This window comes from Bowmanella yangjiangensis (genome assembly GCF_017255015.1).
In the GTDB taxonomy this organism is placed as follows: Bacteria; Pseudomonadota; Gammaproteobacteria; order Enterobacterales; family Alteromonadaceae; genus Bowmanella; species Bowmanella yangjiangensis.
The window spans coordinates 155,534-171,411 of record NZ_JAFKCS010000002.1 but is presented as its reverse complement, the minus strand read 5'-3'; the positions used below and the strand labels follow the sequence as shown (position 1 = coordinate 171,411).

At 49.0% G+C, this 15,878-nt stretch carries 14 protein-coding genes; 1 reads left to right on the top strand and 13 read right to left on the bottom strand.

Features of this window, described 5'->3' with window-relative positions:
* Position 1 precedes the first annotated feature (1 nt).
* The 5 genes from J0A65_RS03185 to J0A65_RS03165 all read right to left on the bottom strand — a co-directional run bounded on the left by J0A65_RS03185 (position 2) and on the right by J0A65_RS03165 (position 5,165).
* On the bottom strand, positions 2-427 hold the full coding sequence (locus J0A65_RS03185; protein WP_206592677.1) for a flagellar protein FlaG: 426 nt from the start codon (positions 425-427) through the stop codon (positions 2-4).
* Positions 428-489: 62 nt separating this feature from the next.
* Positions 490-1,326, bottom strand: a complete 837-nt coding sequence (locus J0A65_RS03180; protein ID WP_206592676.1) for a flagellin N-terminal helical domain-containing protein — start codon at positions 1,324-1,326, stop codon at positions 490-492.
* A 712-nt stretch (positions 1,327-2,038) separates the two neighbouring features.
* Complete coding sequence (locus tag J0A65_RS03175) at positions 2,039-2,872, bottom strand: flagellin N-terminal helical domain-containing protein (protein ID WP_206592675.1); 834 nt, start codon at positions 2,870-2,872, stop codon at positions 2,039-2,041.
* Positions 2,873-3,124: 252 nt separating this feature from the next.
* Positions 3,125-3,958, bottom strand: coding sequence for a flagellin N-terminal helical domain-containing protein (locus tag J0A65_RS03170; protein ID WP_206592674.1), 834 nt, complete (start codon positions 3,956-3,958; stop codon positions 3,125-3,127).
* A gap of 370 nt (positions 3,959-4,328) precedes the next feature.
* Positions 4,329-5,165: a flagellin N-terminal helical domain-containing protein gene (locus J0A65_RS03165; RefSeq protein WP_206592673.1), complete on the bottom strand. Its 837-nt coding sequence runs from the start codon at positions 5,163-5,165 to the stop codon at positions 4,329-4,331.
* Between the two features lie 257 nt (positions 5,166-5,422).
* On the opposite strand from J0A65_RS03165, the gene J0A65_RS03160 reads away from it, so the two are divergent.
* Positions 5,423-6,370 carry a hypothetical protein gene (locus J0A65_RS03160; RefSeq protein ID WP_206592672.1) on the top strand — a complete coding sequence of 316 codons (948 nt, stop codon included), beginning with the start codon at positions 5,423-5,425 and terminating at the stop codon, positions 6,368-6,370.
* Positions 6,371-6,393: 23 nt separating this feature from the next.
* Here the strand turns inward: J0A65_RS03160 and flgL are convergent, their stop codons facing one another.
* The 8 genes from flgL to flgE form a co-directional block, all read right to left on the bottom strand.
* The gene (gene flgL / locus J0A65_RS03155) at positions 6,394-7,620 is read right to left on the bottom strand and encodes a flagellar hook-associated protein FlgL (protein ID WP_206592671.1); all 1,227 of its coding nucleotides are present in this window, start codon (positions 7,618-7,620) and stop codon (positions 6,394-6,396) included.
* Positions 7,621-7,632: 12 nt separating this feature from the next.
* Positions 7,633-9,786, bottom strand: a complete 2,154-nt coding sequence (gene flgK / locus J0A65_RS03150) for a flagellar hook-associated protein FlgK (protein ID WP_232849708.1) — start codon at positions 9,784-9,786, stop codon at positions 7,633-7,635.
* Positions 9,787-9,911: 125 nt separating this feature from the next.
* Positions 9,912-10,835: a flagellar assembly peptidoglycan hydrolase FlgJ gene (flgJ, locus tag J0A65_RS03145; protein WP_206592670.1), complete on the bottom strand. Its 924-nt coding sequence runs from the start codon at positions 10,833-10,835 to the stop codon at positions 9,912-9,914.
* Positions 10,836-10,837: 2 nt separating this feature from the next.
* The gene (locus J0A65_RS03140) at positions 10,838-11,950 is read right to left on the bottom strand and encodes a flagellar basal body P-ring protein FlgI (protein WP_206592669.1); all 1,113 of its coding nucleotides are present in this window, start codon (positions 11,948-11,950) and stop codon (positions 10,838-10,840) included.
* An 8-nt stretch (positions 11,951-11,958) separates the two neighbouring features.
* On the bottom strand, positions 11,959-12,639 hold the full coding sequence (flgH, locus tag J0A65_RS03135; RefSeq protein WP_206592668.1) for a flagellar basal body L-ring protein FlgH: 681 nt from the start codon (positions 12,637-12,639) through the stop codon (positions 11,959-11,961).
* Between the two features lie 14 nt (positions 12,640-12,653).
* Entirely contained in the window at positions 12,654-13,442 is a 789-nt protein-coding gene (gene flgG, locus J0A65_RS03130; RefSeq protein ID WP_206592667.1) for a flagellar basal-body rod protein FlgG, read from the bottom strand.
* A 25-nt stretch (positions 13,443-13,467) separates the two neighbouring features.
* Positions 13,468-14,211 carry a flagellar basal body rod protein FlgF gene (locus J0A65_RS03125; protein WP_206592666.1) on the bottom strand — a complete coding sequence of 248 codons (744 nt, stop codon included), beginning with the start codon at positions 14,209-14,211 and terminating at the stop codon, positions 13,468-13,470.
* Between the two features lie 238 nt (positions 14,212-14,449).
* Positions 14,450-15,874: a flagellar hook protein FlgE gene (gene flgE, locus J0A65_RS03120; RefSeq protein WP_206592665.1), complete on the bottom strand. Its 1,425-nt coding sequence runs from the start codon at positions 15,872-15,874 to the stop codon at positions 14,450-14,452.
* Between the last annotated feature and the right edge of the window lie 4 nt (positions 15,875-15,878).

Below are 15,878 nucleotides of genomic sequence, written 5' to 3'. Positions count from 1 at the left end.
ATTAAACGGCCTTGTTAAACAGCACCCCCACAGCTGCGCCTACATCAGATTGCAATTCGCGAATCCGCTCGGCTAGCTTTAATACCTCCTCAGAAGGTATCTGCCTGATAACAGTTCCAGACTCAGGGTCCGTTACTTTGATAACAGAGCGCCGACTATCTTCATCTACTGAAAAACTTAACTGCCGGTTGTGTGAAAAGACAAATTCCCTTACCTGTTCGACCGCCAACTCAACATCAGCTTCTTTGATATCGGCCACAACATCACTTCCTTGAGTGATTTCCTGCTGTGATTGACGTTCCTGCTCACCAAGCTTTGTAGCCTCTTTACCATTCTGATCTTGCTTATCCACGAGGTTAGCCCGCGGTTGCAGCAAGGTATCAGATCTAGCAAGACTCTGGCCACCTTGTGAAAAATCAACGTCCATTTTTCACCTCCACATGCTGAAATAGTGGCCGCCGACACCCATAGTGTAGCGGCCTTTACTAATTATCCCAACAGTGACAATGCCGACTGAGGACGCTGATTCGCCTGGCTCAGTACCGACAATGATGCCTGCTGAACAATCTGATTACGCGTCAGCTCAGCCGTTTCAGTTGCAAAGTCAGTATCACGAATTCGTGAACGTGCACCGGCAATATTCTCAGAGATATTGCTCAGGTTACGAATCGTTGACTGGAAACGGTTTTGCAGCGCACCCAAGTCAGCACGAACGCCACCGATGGCGGAGATTGCGTCGTCAATGGTGCCCAATGCTTTAGATGCATCACCTACAGTTTTGACAGAAGTACTCGCCAAACCCAGACCTGTTGCACTAAAACCATTCACACCTAGATTGGTAGACGACAAGTTAACAGAAATTGTCTGACCACCGTTTGCACCTACCAGGAAGGCTGCAGAATAGTTGCCCTGCAGCAAATCCACACCAGCAAACTGGGTAGTAGTAGCGATACGTGAAATTTCAGCTTTAAGCGCTGATACTTCTTTTTGCAGAGCAGCACGGTCAGCAGAGCCGTTGATACCATTCTGTGATTGAACCGCCAACTGACGAATACGCTGCAGTGATGTAGTGATCTCTGAAAGTGCACCTTCTGCAGTTTGGGTCAGAGAAATGGCATCGTTTGCATTTCTAACCGCCTGATTCAGGCCCTGTACCTGTGCAGTCATACGATCTGATATTTGCAGACCAGCCGCATCGTCAGCAGCCCTATTGATTCTGAAGCCAGAAGAGAGTCGCTCAAAAGACACTGAAAGTGCATTACCTGAATTAAACAACTGCCTCTGGGCGTTCAATGATGACACATTGGTGTTTACATATAGAGTCATATAGATACCTCCTGAGAATCTATCCTGGTACCCTCATACCAGAGTAGATTCGCCTCATTTCAACCCATTTCTGGGCTGCCTCATGATTGAACATTGACGCCAGGTCAAAATTCAAAACTTAAATTACCCCTCAACTATAGGTATCGGCCGACTTTTGAGAGCCTTTAGGATTTTTTTTATTTTTTTTAAAAAAAGTTTCAACACTTTGATTTAAAAAGATTAAAACCACTAAAAGTAGTCACTACATGTGAGGTTTTGGGAATAACCTTTTTGACTTGGGAGCAGGAGTAATATAGAAAACGCGTCAAATCCCCATGGTGAACATGGCTCTTTTTCGCAAAAAGCTAAGCAGCTAGAAATTGTGGCATGGATGGTGCTTGCTATATGCGTGGTTCTTTTATGGCTTGTCTGTTTTTTGACGGCCATAAAAAAGCCGGGTCAGATGACCCGGCTAACTTGCTCAAGTTAGGAGAACGAGCAAATTCGGTTTCGGTCCGACTGCGGGTTAGAGAATGCAAACTGGCCTCTCAACCAAAACTACACTCTCAGTCCGTCAGTCGGCGTTTTCTTCCTTCCCTTACCCCAGCGCGCTGGGGTGAGGGAGCTTATACAGAATAATCCGTATAAGCTTTCAAGTTGGCAACCGCTTGGGTTACCTGGGTCGGCCTCTCATTTCCTACCCTCTCAAACACCATTACTACCTTTATTAGACTTAGCCTTGCAACAATTGCAATGCTGATTGTGGCCTTTGGTTTGCCTGTCCCAACACCGTTGTACTAGCTTGCTGAATGATCTGCCAGCGGGTGAGTTCTGCCGTCTCGACGGCAAAGTCTGTGTCACGGATGCGCGATCTTGCCGCCGATACGTTTTCTGAAATATTACTCAGGTTGCGAATCGTTGACTGGAAACGGTTTTGAATCGCACCCAAATCTGCGCGCTCACCACCAATAATAGATATAGCCAAGTCTACAGAGCCCAATGCCCTCGATGCATCTGCGGCCGTGGCAACCGAAACATCATTACCCGCTCCGAACAGCCCGGTGGGGGTAAATCCTCCAGGACGGGAAATATTTACACTAATGGTTTGACCTGCGTTGGCACCAACCAGGAATACCGCTGAATAGGTTCCATCCAGTATATTCACGCCACCAAACTGGGATGTGACCGCAATTCGGCTGATTTCTTGCTTCAAAGCAGAAACTTCTTTTTGCAGCGCTAAACGATCTGATGAGCTATTAATACCGTTTTGCGACTGTACCGCCAGTACTCGGATACGCTGTAGTGCTGTGGTAATTTCCTGCATGGCCCCTTCAGCTGTCTGCGCCAGGGATATACCATCATTAGCATTACGCACGGCCATATTCAGCCCCATGATCTGCGATGTCATTCGGTCAGAAATCTGCAGACCTGCCGCATCATCTTTGGCGCTATTGATCCTAAACCCCGAAGACAGACGCTCAAAGGCAGTGTTTAAATTGCTACTGGAAGTAAACAACTGCCTCGTAGCATTTAATGACGATACGTTAGTACTTACATACAAGCTCATGATTTTCTCCTAACTTTGCGCCTGATATTGTTTTTTTTATATTTGGCTATGTACTTAAAAATTTTTGGCACGACATGTGCAATTATTTCTATGTAGTCAGGAAACTGACTCATGGCTTGCAGGTCCCTCAACCTGTAAATCATGTGAGTGAGCGAAAGCTCTGGCCGTTCTGACAGGTTTGATGGCCTACCTCAAACCTCTCACTACCTCCTGGCATCGAGCCTGTCAGTCGGCCACTATCCAATCCATCTATTATCCCTGCAGTAACTGTAAAGCCGACTGAGGTCTTTGATTGGCTTGGCCTAAGACTGTGGTACTGGCCTGTTGAATAATCTGCCAGCGGGTAAGTTCTGCCGTCTCAACGGCAAAGTCTGTGTCACGAATACGCGATCTTGCCGCCGATACGTTTTCAGAGATATTACTCAGGTTGCGTATGGTTGACTGAAAGCGGTTCTGAATGGCACCTAAGTCAGCCCGTTCACCACCGATAGTGGAAATCGCCAGATCTACCAGGCCCAATGCGCGTGACGCCTCTGCTGCACTGGCTACAGATACATCATTTCCAGCACCGAACAGACCTGTAGGTGTAAAACCACCTGGACGTGAGATATTTACGCTGATGGTTTGACCGGCGTTGGCGCCTACCAAAAACACCGCGGAATAGGTGCCATCAAGGATATTCACGCCACCAAATTGTGAGGTGATGGCGATCCGGCTGATCTCTTGTTTAAGGGCTGAGACTTCTTTTTGCAGTGCCAGTCGGTCAGCAGAGCTGTTAATGCCGTTTTGAGACTGAACAGCCAACACCCGGATACGCTGCAGTGCTGTGGTAATCTCCTGCATTGCACCTTCCGCAGTTTGTGCCAGAGATATACCATCGTTGGCATTTCGTACTGCCATGTTCAATCCCATGACCTGAGAAGTCATACGGTCTGAGATCTGTAGACCTGCCGCGTCATCTTTGGCGCTGTTAATCCTAAATCCCGAAGACAAGCGCTCAAAAGCGGTGTTCAGATTCATATTTGACGTGAATAACTGTCTAGTCGCGTTCAACGACGAGACGTTGGTGCTTACATATAGACTCATGTTTTTTCTCCTAACTTGATAAATATTCAAGCCAGACTTGTTATTTTTATTAGTTATCTGACTTTAGATAAGCCTATCTTTTTGTTTTTATTGGCTTATCCTGCATCTGAGCTGTTTTTATTTTTGTTACTCAGTGCTTATGCTTAGGTTATCGAGCAAATCGGATGAAAACTTTAGGAAAAAATTTAGAAACGCATAAAATCCCGAAAAACACTTGATTTTTCAGGATGTTACTCTTACTACCGGAAGGGAAACAGACCGGGGTTTCCCCCGGTCAAATCGCTCTACGTTAGGAGAGATTGAGCGAAATCATGCATTGAACCAAGACCCATCGACACTACCTCCTGGCATCGGCTCAATGCTTATCTGCTTATCCCAGCAACTGCAAGGCTGCCTGAGGACGCTGATTAGCCTGCGATAGCACCGTGGTGCTGGCTTGCTGGATAATCTGGTTGCGCGTCAGTTCAGCTGTTTCTGTTGCAAAGTCAGTATCACGAATCCGTGAACGGGCTCCCGATACGTTCTCAGAGATGTTGCTGAGGTTACGAATGGTTGACTGGAAGCGGTTCTGTAAGGCACCCAGGTCAGCACGAATGCCTCCAATCGCAGAAATTGCGTCATCTATAGTGCCTAAGGCAGTAGAAGCACCGCCAATAGTTGCCACGCTGGTCGCAGCCAGACCCAAGCCTGTCGCGCTGAATCCGCCGATACCGAGCTTATTCGCTGACAGGTTAACAGAGATAGTCTGTCCAGCATTTGCACCGACCAGGAATGCCGCTGAGTAGCCGCCTTTCAGCAAATCAACACCAGCAAACTGAGTGGTTGTGGCAATACGTGAAATCTCAGATTTCAGCGCAGATACTTCTTTTTGCAGTGCAGCACGGTCAGCTGAGCTGTTGATACCATTTTGTGACTGTACCGCTAGCACACGGATACGCTGCAAAGAAGTAGTAATTTCTTGCAAAGCACCTTCAGCAGTTTGGGTCAGTGAAATTGCATCGTTAGCGTTACGCACAGCCTGATTCAACCCCTGGACTTGCGAGGTCATACGATCAGTGATCTGCAAGCCCGCGGCATCATCAGCAGCACGGTTAATACGGAAACCAGAAGACAGACGCTCGAATGAGACATTCAATGCTGATCCGGAGTTGAACAATTGACGTTGCGCATTGATAGACGAAACGTTGGTGTTAACGTATAAGGACATAAACCTCTCCTACACTCTCAGTCCAGCAGTCGCTGGCATCCGGCTCACGCCGAAGGTTAAAAACACTTTAAGAACAATAACTTTGGTTAAAAAGTTAGTGTTACTGGCTCTCTCGCTTAAGGTTATCGACGCCCCGGCAAACTCCTTTAGAAAAATTTTGCCACCCCGGCAAAAAAGCGGAAAAAACTTGCCGCCTTTGCATTCCGAAACAACTTGCGTTTCAATAACTTTCTAGAAAATTGGGTTGGAAAAGAAAAATGCGTGAACAGTGGCAATCTTGTATATGGCAGCGAGCCCAACACAATGCATTTACCGATTTATGCGAATTCAATGGCATGTTGGTGTGTAGTTTCCGGGAAGCGACCAACCATATCAGTCCAGATGGCGTAATTAGGCTGTTGTATTTGGATTTGCAGGGGAAGCTGATTCGTCATCAACAGGTAAACATGCCAGGGGCTGATCTTCGCGATCCAAAATTATCCCTGACACCAGATGGAAAGCTGCTTTTGCTCGCCTATGCCAAGGTATACAACGGCCAACCAGAGCCTATGTATAGACAGGCCTACAGTTGGCAAACACAAGATGGAAAGAGTTGGTCAACAGCCAAGCCATTAGGCGACAAAAACTGGTGGTTGTGGCGTATACGATGGCACCAAGACAAGGCTTATGGCGTGGGTTACAACCGAGAAGCGCAGAACACCAGGTTGTACGCAGGCTTTCCACGCAGAACTTTTCAATGTATCGAACCGCACCTGTTCAGCCAGCGAAAACAACGAAAGGGTTATCCCAACGAGAGTGATATGTACTTTAGTGATGATGGTACAGCCCATGTTTTGCTGCGCCGAGACGCCGACAGCTGTACCGCCCAGTTTGGGGTATCCAAACCGCCGTATCGGCGCTGGACCTGGCACGATTTGGGTTTTTATCTGGGCGGACCAACCATGTTGAAACTGTCTAAAAACTACGTAATTCTGGCTGGACGAATCTGGCAACAACCTGGCCCAAAGACTGCACTGGTATTATTAGAGATAGCAACAATGAAACCCTCTTTGTTGCATGTTTTTCCCTCTGGTGGCGACACCAGCTACCCAGGTCTCGTCAAACGTGGCAAAGATTTGTATGTGAGTTACTACTCCAGCCACCAACAGAACAAAACCTGTATCTACCTTACTAAACTCACGCTAGATGACCTATTACTCAGCTGAGTCATGCGCCCTCCAGGGCGACATTATCGAACGTAATCAAACAGAGACAGGCTGGTAACCCGTGAAAATGTCGCCTGGGCTGCCTGCAGCGCCGTCTCCTGGCGACTAAGATCGGATACCGCCTTGGCATAGTCGACATCCTGAACCACAGATCGCGCTTCCTTGGTCGCAATTTCCAAATCCAGATTGGATTCATAAACCGCGCTCGACACATTTAATCGCCCCCCCACGCCGGAGGTAGCTGCACCTAGGGCATTTAAACCATTGTCCATACCGATAATGGCATCATCTAAGGCAACCAGAAAATCCTGCTGAGGAATATCGGGATCATCCAGGGCAACAAAAAAATCATCTAATGTTTGCGCGAGATTTTTCTTTTCAGGCGGGTTCAATGAAAAGTCCAGGGTATCACCAGGCGCGCCATCTATGGTGAACTGCAGTCCATTGAAGGTAAAAGGTTGCCCAGGGGTAAAATTAAAAGTGCCTAGATTGGCTCCTGTACCAACATTTGTCACCGTAACCTGATCGCCAGCCGGGTTCACTTGGATCTGATAATCATTATTGGCGGGCGTAACCGCATCGTAGTTCTGCTTGTGAAAGCGGTCCAAATCGTTTTGCTCACTGATTGTCATAGAAGCATCAGCAGCGGTAGTGGCGGTAACAGATGCCTTAAATCGGGCAAAGACATCTTCAAACACGGATTTGCCTGAGTCATTTCCCTGAATTTGCACCGACGGAGACAATTGATAATTGGTTGTTCCTTCGTCGCCCTGAAAATAGTATTTATTGCCCGTCGCACTGGGGTCATACACAAAGGCCGGGGACTTAGATTGATAGCCGGCGAAAATATATTCACCTGCGGCATTTTTCGAATTCATCAGGTCAAACACCTGGTCACGAATTTCCGCAATTTCTACACCAATAGCAGCCCGGCTTTCCGGCGTCATCGCTCCACTACCCGCCTGGATAGCCAATGTTCTCGCCTTAGTCACGGCTTCATTGATGTTGCGCATCACCGCTTCCTGCTCTTTCAAGGAGCCGGTTAATAATTCGTTGTTGCGCTGAAACTGTGTGATCTGATCGAGCTCTTCGGTCAGGCGTATTACCTTTGAAGCGCCCACCGGATCATCGGAGGGTCTGAGTAACTTTTTACCAGAAGACAAGCGCTGCTGAGTATCTGAGAGCTCTCCCTGCCCATTGAGAATATTGTTGATACCGCGGTCGAACAATTGACTGGTTGAAATTCTCATCCTGTTACCTCACTACCTTGCTGCACTTAGGATAGTATCGAATAGACTCTGTGCCGTACTTAATATTCTTGCAGAAGCGGCATAAGCTTGTTGGAAACGAATCAAATTAGCTGCTTCTTCATCCAGACTGACTCCCGACACCGACTGAAACCAATCGGTAGATTGCTGAACCATCGCCTTAGCGGCTTTTAACTCAATATTGGCAGATGCTGCTTTTTCACCTACCGAACTGACGGTATCCGCATAAGCTCCATGAAAGGTTGTAGCATTCTGATCACTATAGGGTTTACTGGCGTCTCGACGCACCGTATTGACATCCTGCAAGCCCGCCAGAGCCAGACCGTTGCGGTTATCATCCACACCGTCGGTATTGTAACCTATGGAGAAAGTATCGCCGGCTTTAGGTACCCCTTCCAAACTAATGTCATAACCTGGGTAATCCGCCTGAGCCGGCGGGCTAAACGCCGCAGGCCAACCTGGCGTTCCCTTGGCTTGTTCAAGCAGATTGCGTAGATCCGCGGCACCAGTGACCGTAGTGATGACAGTACCGGCGCTATCCAATACTTCAAAAGTATCAGCGGCGGTAAAACGAATTTGCGTAGGAGCCCCCACACCACCACCAGGCGCTGCTCCTGGGCCATGTAATCCACCTGCGCCGTCAAATGCAGATGTATTGGGATCAAAGGGCGCCGTATTATCTACATGGGTATTGGTCACCGCCGTTGATACCACTACAGCCGATCCCAGGTTGTTGATACTACCTTCAGCTTTAATGGGAGAAGCAAAGGCCAAATCTTCGCCACGCAGCACATCCACATCAATTTGCGACGCGGCATTGCGCGTGGGTTGCAGTAAAAATCTGTCATCAACAGCATAAGCGCCACTGGGGAACTCTATCTCCAGACCATCGCCAATTTTGTTCCAGTTACCCGCCCCCGTCACCAACGCATTGGCGCCAGAGAAGTTGTAAACAATAGGGTTGCCATTGGTATCCAGGGTGGGTGAACCGTCGGCATTAAATAGCTCGACCGTGGCATCCAAAGTCGGTGGCGCGCCAGCATTAACCGCGTTAATCGTAACTCGGTAGTCAGAGGTGGTGAGATGCTCAGCCTGGTTTTCTTCAACCCTGCCGTTCATCAACAAGTTAGAGGACGAGTTATCCTGATAGCCCAAAGCTTGAAACTCTGGCAGTTCAAACAACTTGGCACCCAGCTGGCCGTCATAGTCCATACCCAACTGATTTTGTTCATTCATGGCATCAGCAAAGGCCAGTGCCAATTGACCAAGCTCACGTTGCTTAGGACCAAGCACCTCATCACGATAGGAAAACAGGCCGCCCATTTTCCCGCCCATATCGGTCTCGTCCACGCCAAGCGTCACGGGGGCACTGGATGCCACCAAAGTCAATTTGCGGCGCTGCGCATCGGGATCGCCGCTAATTTGAAACAGGTTAAAAACTCCCGCTTCCATCACCAGTGCTTCGCCGTTCTTGAGATGTACTAAAGTTGAGCCATCATCCATAGTGCGAGTTTCAATTGATACGATCTCAGACAGCTTTTGAATCGCCAAGTCCCGTTCATTTCGCAGTACCCCGGCTTCTTGTTGGGTTGAAGCACTCTCCACATAACGGATTTGATCATTAAGGGTAGAGATGGTCTTTATCAGATCATTGGCTTCCAAGGTCACACTTGCCAGTTCCTGATTGACGTCTTTTTCCGTCTGTCGCATGTACTTAGCCAGGCTGGACATACGTTCCATCAAGGAATTTGCTTCCCCCAATACCAAATCACGGGAAGCCAGATTGCCTGGTTCATCTATGGCTGTCTGCATAGAGGCAAAGAAACGACTGAGGCTGCCGGAAATGCTGTTTGCTTCGCTGGCCAGCATGTTGTCCAGTTGCGATATTTTGTCGTAGAACGCCTGAGCTTCACCCAATGTTGAAGTATCTCTACGCAATTGGTTCTGTGCGAAAGTATTGAGTATGCGCTCTGTTGTGCCGCGCCCCACCCCTCCGGTTAACTCAGCAACATAGGTGGTACGTTCACGTACAAAGCCTTCGGTATTCACGTTGGCAATGTTATTACCTGTGGTACGCAACATGTTGTTATGCGCATTGATTGCCGACGAGGCAATATTCAAAAGATCAGCGCTACGAATCAGGGTCATCGACGTTCCCAATAAAGCTTGTGCGGAATCGACAACTTGGCAAGTGTCAATTCCTGATACCTTGGCAAATTAAAAGCAAAAATTACGCCAACATGAGATTTCAGGGTGGGCCGCCGCCATGAGAATCAAGGCAGACGATTCAGGACTTGTAAAATTTTATCGCTGTAGTTGGGGTCTGTGGCATAGCCGGCTTGTTGCAACGCATTGAAGTAATTGCGACTATCCGCTGCTTGCTCAACGGCCTTGCTGTAGCGAGGGTTATCACGGACAAACTGCACATAATCCTGCATTGCATCCGCAAAAGATTCATATGCTCTGAACGCTGCTTTTTGAGGTTTAGCCACTCCCTGCTGATACTCCAAGGTACCCACCACAGCCTTATCCCCCTGCCAGCGGCTATCCGCTTTGATGCCGAAGAGGTTGTGACTGTTCTGGCCTGAGGACATATGGATCATCTGCTGACCCCAGCCAGTCTCCACGGCGGCTTGAGCCACTAATGCTTTGGGATCTAAGCCCAACTGACTGGCCACCTTTTCAGCATGTGGCAGCAAAGCGGCAACAAATTCCTCTGCATTAGCAAAAGCTGGCTGTTTATTGCCGGGCAAGCTAACCGGTCCTAATACGTTCTGCTGAATGTTCTCCAGCGCTTTTATCTGCTCACGGTTAATACTGGATAAGTTACCGTCATCACGTAGCATGCTGGCAGGGGTATAGCCTTCAACATTTTGACCAAGCTGCTTTACGATAATATCGGCCAAACCCAGACTGCCGTTAGTGGCAAGGTCGGTAGCAAGCTGCTGGTCGTGCATATCCCGGTAAAACTTGACCTGCTGCGAGTTGAACGGACTATCTTCGTCAGCCAGCACATCCTGAGCATCGCGCATAGATTTCAGCATCATACGCACAAAGATCGCTTCAAACTGCTTAGCAGCCTCGTCCAGAGCTTTGTCGTCTCCAGCCTGAGCCGCGCGGCGCAAATCATCCAAGCCCTTCAGGTCATGGACATTGCGCGATTGCTCGAGCTGTTTGATGGAAAAGTTCTGATCCATAACTAGATAATAATCAGTTGACCTTGCAGGGCACCGGCCTGACGAAGCGCTTCAAGAATTGCCATTAAATCACCAGGAGCAGCCCCCACTTCGTTGACGGCCCTGACCAGTTGATCCAGTGTGACACCAGGGTCAAATTTGAACATACGACTGTCATCCAGATTCACGTCCACCACAGATTGCGGGGTAACCACGGTTTGCCCATCGGCTAGAGCGTTGGGCTGTGAGACCTGTTGATTCTCTGTAATAGTTACGGTTAACCCACCGTGTGTCACGGCAGCGGGCAGTAAACGCACGTCCTTACCTATCACGATAGTGCCGGTACGACTATTTATGATGACCTTGGCAGGCGCATCCGCGGGCTCAAATTCAAAGTTTTCCAATGTAGCCAAAAAGCCCACACGTTGCCCCACATCGCGGGGAGCCGACACTCTGACAGAGGCAGCGTCAATAGGCGTGGCAATGGCATAACCATTAGCAGGATCAGCTCCCAAACGCTTGTTAATAGCATCAGCCAGACTGCGTACAGTAGAAAAATCCGGGTAGTGTAAGTTCAAGGTGAGATAGTCGTTTTGCATCAGGCCACTGGGTACCGCGCGCTCTACGATAGCGCCATTGACAATACTGCCGACTGTCGGGGTATTCGCCACGATTCTCGAACCATCCGCGCCTTCTGCGCCAAAACCACTGACCACCAAACTTCCCTGTGCAACGGCATACACGTTACCGTCCAAGCCTTTTAAGAAAGTTTGCAATAAGGTACCGCCACGCAGGCTGCCCGCTTCACCGATAGAAGATACAGTGACATCAATAGTTTGACCGGGTTTGATAAAGGCAGGTAATTCAGCGTGTACAGCAACCGCTGCCACATTCTTGATTTTTGGCTTTAAGTTGCTAGGCATCATAATGCCGAAGTTAGACAACATAGTGCGAAAGCTTTGCTCGGTAAAAGGACTTTGCTCCCCCGTGCCCGGCAAGCCCACTACCAGGCCATAGCCTACCAATTGGTTGTTACGCACCCCTTGAATGGATACTAAGTCTTTGATTCGCTGAGCCGCCTGCAATGGGGCACTCAGCAATAAACCCACAATCAGAACATAGCTGAACTTAACCATATTGCCTCCTAGAAGGGCCACCATTCGGATGAGAAAAATCGCGTCAGCCAACCTTGTTGCTGAGCCTGAGAAAAGGTGCCGGTGCCACTGTATTGGATACGGGCATTAGCAATTTTGGTTGAGTTCACCTCATTTTCAGGACTGATATCTGCCGCACGCACAATGCCGGTTAAGCGAATGTATTCGTCACCATTGTTGAGTGTCAGCCACTTTTCGCCTCGTACCACCAAATTCTGATTAGGCAGGACCTGCAATACAGTCACCGAAATGTTGCCCACCAAGTTATTGCTTTGATTGGCAGTGGCGGAACCTGTGAAATCATTACTCGATGTTACTCCGAGCTGAACGGATTCACCGCCAATGGCTAGTGGGTTGCCAGCAAGTCCCGTAATAGGATCCAGTGCCATTTCAGATGCGCGATTGGTGTTTGTTCCAGCAGATTTTCTGGCCGTGGTATTTTCCCGCAGTACTACAGTGATGATGTCGCCAATACGGCGGGCTTTTACATCCGAATACAGACTGCTGGAGAAGTTATCCTGAAAGATAGAGCCGTCATCATTGACCTTTTGCTCAGGAATATCAGGCATGATAGGCGCAAAAAACGGGTCATTGGGCGCCGGCTGTACCGGATGGGTGCTGGCGCATCCCGCCACCAGCAATAACAACATAGACGACATCAGGACTTTCATGACACTACCCTTCATCAAAGCTGCTGAATAACCTGACCAAGCATCTGATCCACTGATGAGATCACTTTAGAGTTCATCTCATACAAGCGCTGACTTTCAATCAGATTAACCAGTTCTTCGGTTACGTTAACGTTGGAGGTTTCCAATGCCCCTTGGATCACCGTGCCAAATCCAGCCAAGCCGGGTACTCCTTGCAGAGGAGCGCCACTGACCGCCGTCTCTACATACAAGTTCTGGCCAATAGGTTGCAGACCGGTAGGATTGATAAAATCCGAAATAGTGATCTGCCCCAGCACCACGGGATCTGCCTGGCCGCGAATTGTCGCTGATACTTGGCCATCCTGAGATACGGTGATCTGCTGTGCATCTTCCGGCACTGCAATAACAGGTTGTAATTGAAAGCCGGCACCCGGCGTGACAATTTCACCATTCTCATTCAAGGTGAACTGGCCATTGCGGGTATAAGCTATAGTGCCGTCGGGTTGTAGGATCTCAAAGAAACCACGACCCTGAATCATCATATCCAGCGCATTGTCGGTGGTTTGCATGTTGCCTTGGGTAAAGGCTTTTTGCGTCGCCACAACCTTGGAGCCTGCACCTAACATCAGGCCAGACGGCAGTTCAGTATCTGCCGATGAACGACCGCCGGGCTGATTGATATTTTGGTAAAGCAAGTCTTCAAATATCGCCCTACCTTTTTTAAAGCCCACAGTACTGGCGTTAGCCAGGTTATTGGATACCACCGAAACATCGGTTTGGGCCGCATCCAGGCCGGTTTTGCTGATCCATAATGCCGGGTGCATAGGTCACCTCCGCCTTGTCTTTTAATTACAAAATTTGCAGCAGTCGATTGGCTCGCATGTCCAAATCAGCCGCTTCTTTCATCATTTTCACTTGCATTTCGTACTGACGTTGCAAAGTAATCATGCTGACCATTTCTTCAACGGGATTGACGTTACTGGCTTCCAAGGTGCCATTCGCCAGCCGGACATTCAGGTCGCCATCGGCTTGTTGACCGTTCTTCAACCTGAACAAGCCATCTGCGCCCCGTTCCATTTCCGCCACATTGGGATTCACCAGCTTTAACCGGTCAATCTCTTCGAGCACTTCAATAGGTGCGCCTTGAGGGCGGATAGATAAGGTTCCATCATTGGCAATGTCTATCTTGGACAGAGGTAACGGCAATGCGATAGGGCCGCCGTCACCAATCACCAGATTGCCATGACCATCCTGAAGTAAGCCATCCGGCCCCACTTGCAGGTTGCCAGCCCTGGTGTAGGCTTCATTACCTTGCCGGTCCTGCACGCTTAACCAACCAGCTCCCTGAATAGCCACATCCAGATCGCGGTCAGTACGAATCATGGCACCGCCCTCATAGTCGTTGGTTGGACTTTCTGTCATAGAGAAAACCCGGGTTGGTAACCCTTCACCGAACGCAGGCATAGCCCTGGCCTGCTCCAGCTGGGCTTTAAAACCATTGGTCTGGGCATTTGCCAGGTTATTGGCGCGTACGGCAGTAGCCAGCAAATCCTGCTTGGCACCACTGGCAGCTATGTAGAGCAATTTATCCATGACGGTTTATTGACTCAAAGACAGACTTAATCTGAATTGAGCAATTTTGGTGCCAGAATGGTTAGGTGTTAGGTGTTAGGTGTTAGGTGTTAGGTGTTAGGTGTTAGGTGTTAGGTAATTTTATGATGAATCCGCTATTTTGATGCCAGATAAGATTCCCCTCTTTTAATAGGCTAAAAAGAAGGGGTAAGACGATTGCTCATCTTACCCCTTTCGCTTCTCTCCTAACTATCTATCTCTAGCGGATATTCAGTACCGTCTGGTTCAGCTGGTTGTTCACTTCCAGCGCACGGGAGTTCGCCTGGAAGTTACGCTGTGCCACAATCATATCAATCAGCTCGGTGGTCAGGTTGACGTTAGCCGCCTCCAGGGCCTGAGAGTTGATATCACCATAAGTGCCGGTAGTGGCTTCACCCGCCAAGGCTTCACCGGAAAGGATACTTTCTTTCCACTGGGTATTGCTTTGCTGGGTCAAACCTTGTTCATTGGGAAAACGAATCAGACCAATACGGGCAACCGGGTCAAAGGTACCGTTTGAGTACTTAGCCAAAACCAACCCGTCTTTATTGATCTCAATGCCGGTTAAGCGGCCAACCGGTAAACCGTCTTGCGACAAGGTGGTTGCCACAAAGGGGTCAGCGTACTGAGTCGGCTCCTCCGGGGTTTGTGGCCCAGTAGAGAAGTTGAAATCGATTTTCAGTGTCTGAGTGGTATCAGCACCATTGGTGAGAATAGTCCCCAGTTGTGCCGTCTCCAGTTTATAGTCTGAAGTGGACACACCATCAGCTGCAAAAATGCCAATAAACTCACCACCACTGTTGAATTCCAAACGTGCAGCGGTCACAGGATTCCCCGTCGCATTACCGGCATAGTTAACCGCATCGCCTGGCGCCGGGGCTGCCGGAGGGGGCGCTGGCACAGGTGGTACGACGCCGGTGGAGTCATTAATATTGACTAGTTGATCATCAACCGCCGTAACCATTACCCACTGATTAGGGTTCGCGGGTGCAGGACCAACTGTACCATCTTTAATAAAATAGAAGGTCTGCACATGGCTATCACCCAATGAGTCATAAACTGTAATCGAGGTCTTGGCGTGATAACTTAACTGATCGGCAGGATCAAACTGCGCAGGATCCAAACCCACAGCGCTGGCGGGCAGGTTCATTTTCATATCCACTTCGGTGGTAGCCTGAGGGGCACCGGATGAATCTGGTACACGAATAGGCACCATAGTACTGGTAGCCACCGACGCAGAAGTGCCGTCCGCATTAACCGGAAAACCTAACAAGTGTTGGCCTCCAGAGTTAACAATATAGTTATCGGAATTAAGCTTGAACATACCAGCACGGGTATAGGAGAAATCCCGTGAAGAAAGATCCGGCGCCATGGCAAAGAAACCATTTCCGCTGATAGCTAAATCCAGCGCACTCTCGGTAAACTGCAGCGCCCCTTGAGTAAACTGCTGAGCCACTTCCTGGGTCAGTACACCGTCGCCCACTTTAGTACGCGAGCCAGCCAGTAGTGAAGTGGCATACACGTCACCAAACTCCGCGCGAGACTGCTTAAAGCCCACCGTATTTACGTTAGCTATGTTGTTCGCCGTGGTATCCAGGTCGCGCTGAGCAGCGTTCACTCCACTTAATGCTATATTGAAGGACATCTTG

Excerpts from the sequence above, each read along its gene's own strand:
- J0A65_RS03185 (WP_206592677.1), bottom strand. The coding sequence starts at position 427 with ATGGACGTTGATTTTTCACAAGGTGGCCAGAGTCTTGCTAGATCTGAT.
- J0A65_RS03180 (WP_206592676.1), bottom strand. The coding sequence starts at position 1,326 with ATGACTCTATATGTAAACACCAATGTGTCATCATTGAACGCCCAGAGG.
- J0A65_RS03175 (WP_206592675.1), bottom strand. The coding sequence starts at position 2,872 with ATGAGCTTGTATGTAAGTACTAACGTATCGTCATTAAATGCTACGAGG.
- J0A65_RS03170 (WP_206592674.1), bottom strand. The coding sequence starts at position 3,958 with ATGAGTCTATATGTAAGCACCAACGTCTCGTCGTTGAACGCGACTAGA.
- J0A65_RS03165 (WP_206592673.1), bottom strand. The coding sequence starts at position 5,165 with ATGTCCTTATACGTTAACACCAACGTTTCGTCTATCAATGCGCAACGT.
- J0A65_RS03160 (WP_206592672.1), top strand. The coding sequence starts at position 5,423 with ATGCGTGAACAGTGGCAATCTTGTATATGGCAGCGAGCCCAACACAAT.
- flgL (WP_206592671.1), bottom strand. The coding sequence starts at position 7,620 with ATGAGAATTTCAACCAGTCAATTGTTCGACCGCGGTATCAACAATATT.
- flgK (WP_232849708.1), bottom strand. The coding sequence starts at position 9,786 with ATGACCCTGATTCGTAGCGCTGATCTTTTGAATATTGCCTCGTCGGCA.
- flgJ (WP_206592670.1), bottom strand. The coding sequence starts at position 10,835 with ATGGATCAGAACTTTTCCATCAAACAGCTCGAGCAATCGCGCAATGTC.
- J0A65_RS03140 (WP_206592669.1), bottom strand. The coding sequence starts at position 11,950 with ATGGTTAAGTTCAGCTATGTTCTGATTGTGGGTTTATTGCTGAGTGCC.
- flgH (WP_206592668.1), bottom strand. The coding sequence starts at position 12,639 with ATGAAAGTCCTGATGTCGTCTATGTTGTTATTGCTGGTGGCGGGATGC.
- flgG (WP_206592667.1), bottom strand. The coding sequence starts at position 13,442 with ATGCACCCGGCATTATGGATCAGCAAAACCGGCCTGGATGCGGCCCAA.
- J0A65_RS03125 (WP_206592666.1), bottom strand. The coding sequence starts at position 14,211 with ATGGATAAATTGCTCTACATAGCTGCCAGTGGTGCCAAGCAGGATTTG.
- flgE (WP_206592665.1), bottom strand. The coding sequence starts at position 15,874 with ATGTCCTTCAATATAGCATTAAGTGGAGTGAACGCTGCTCAGCGCGAC.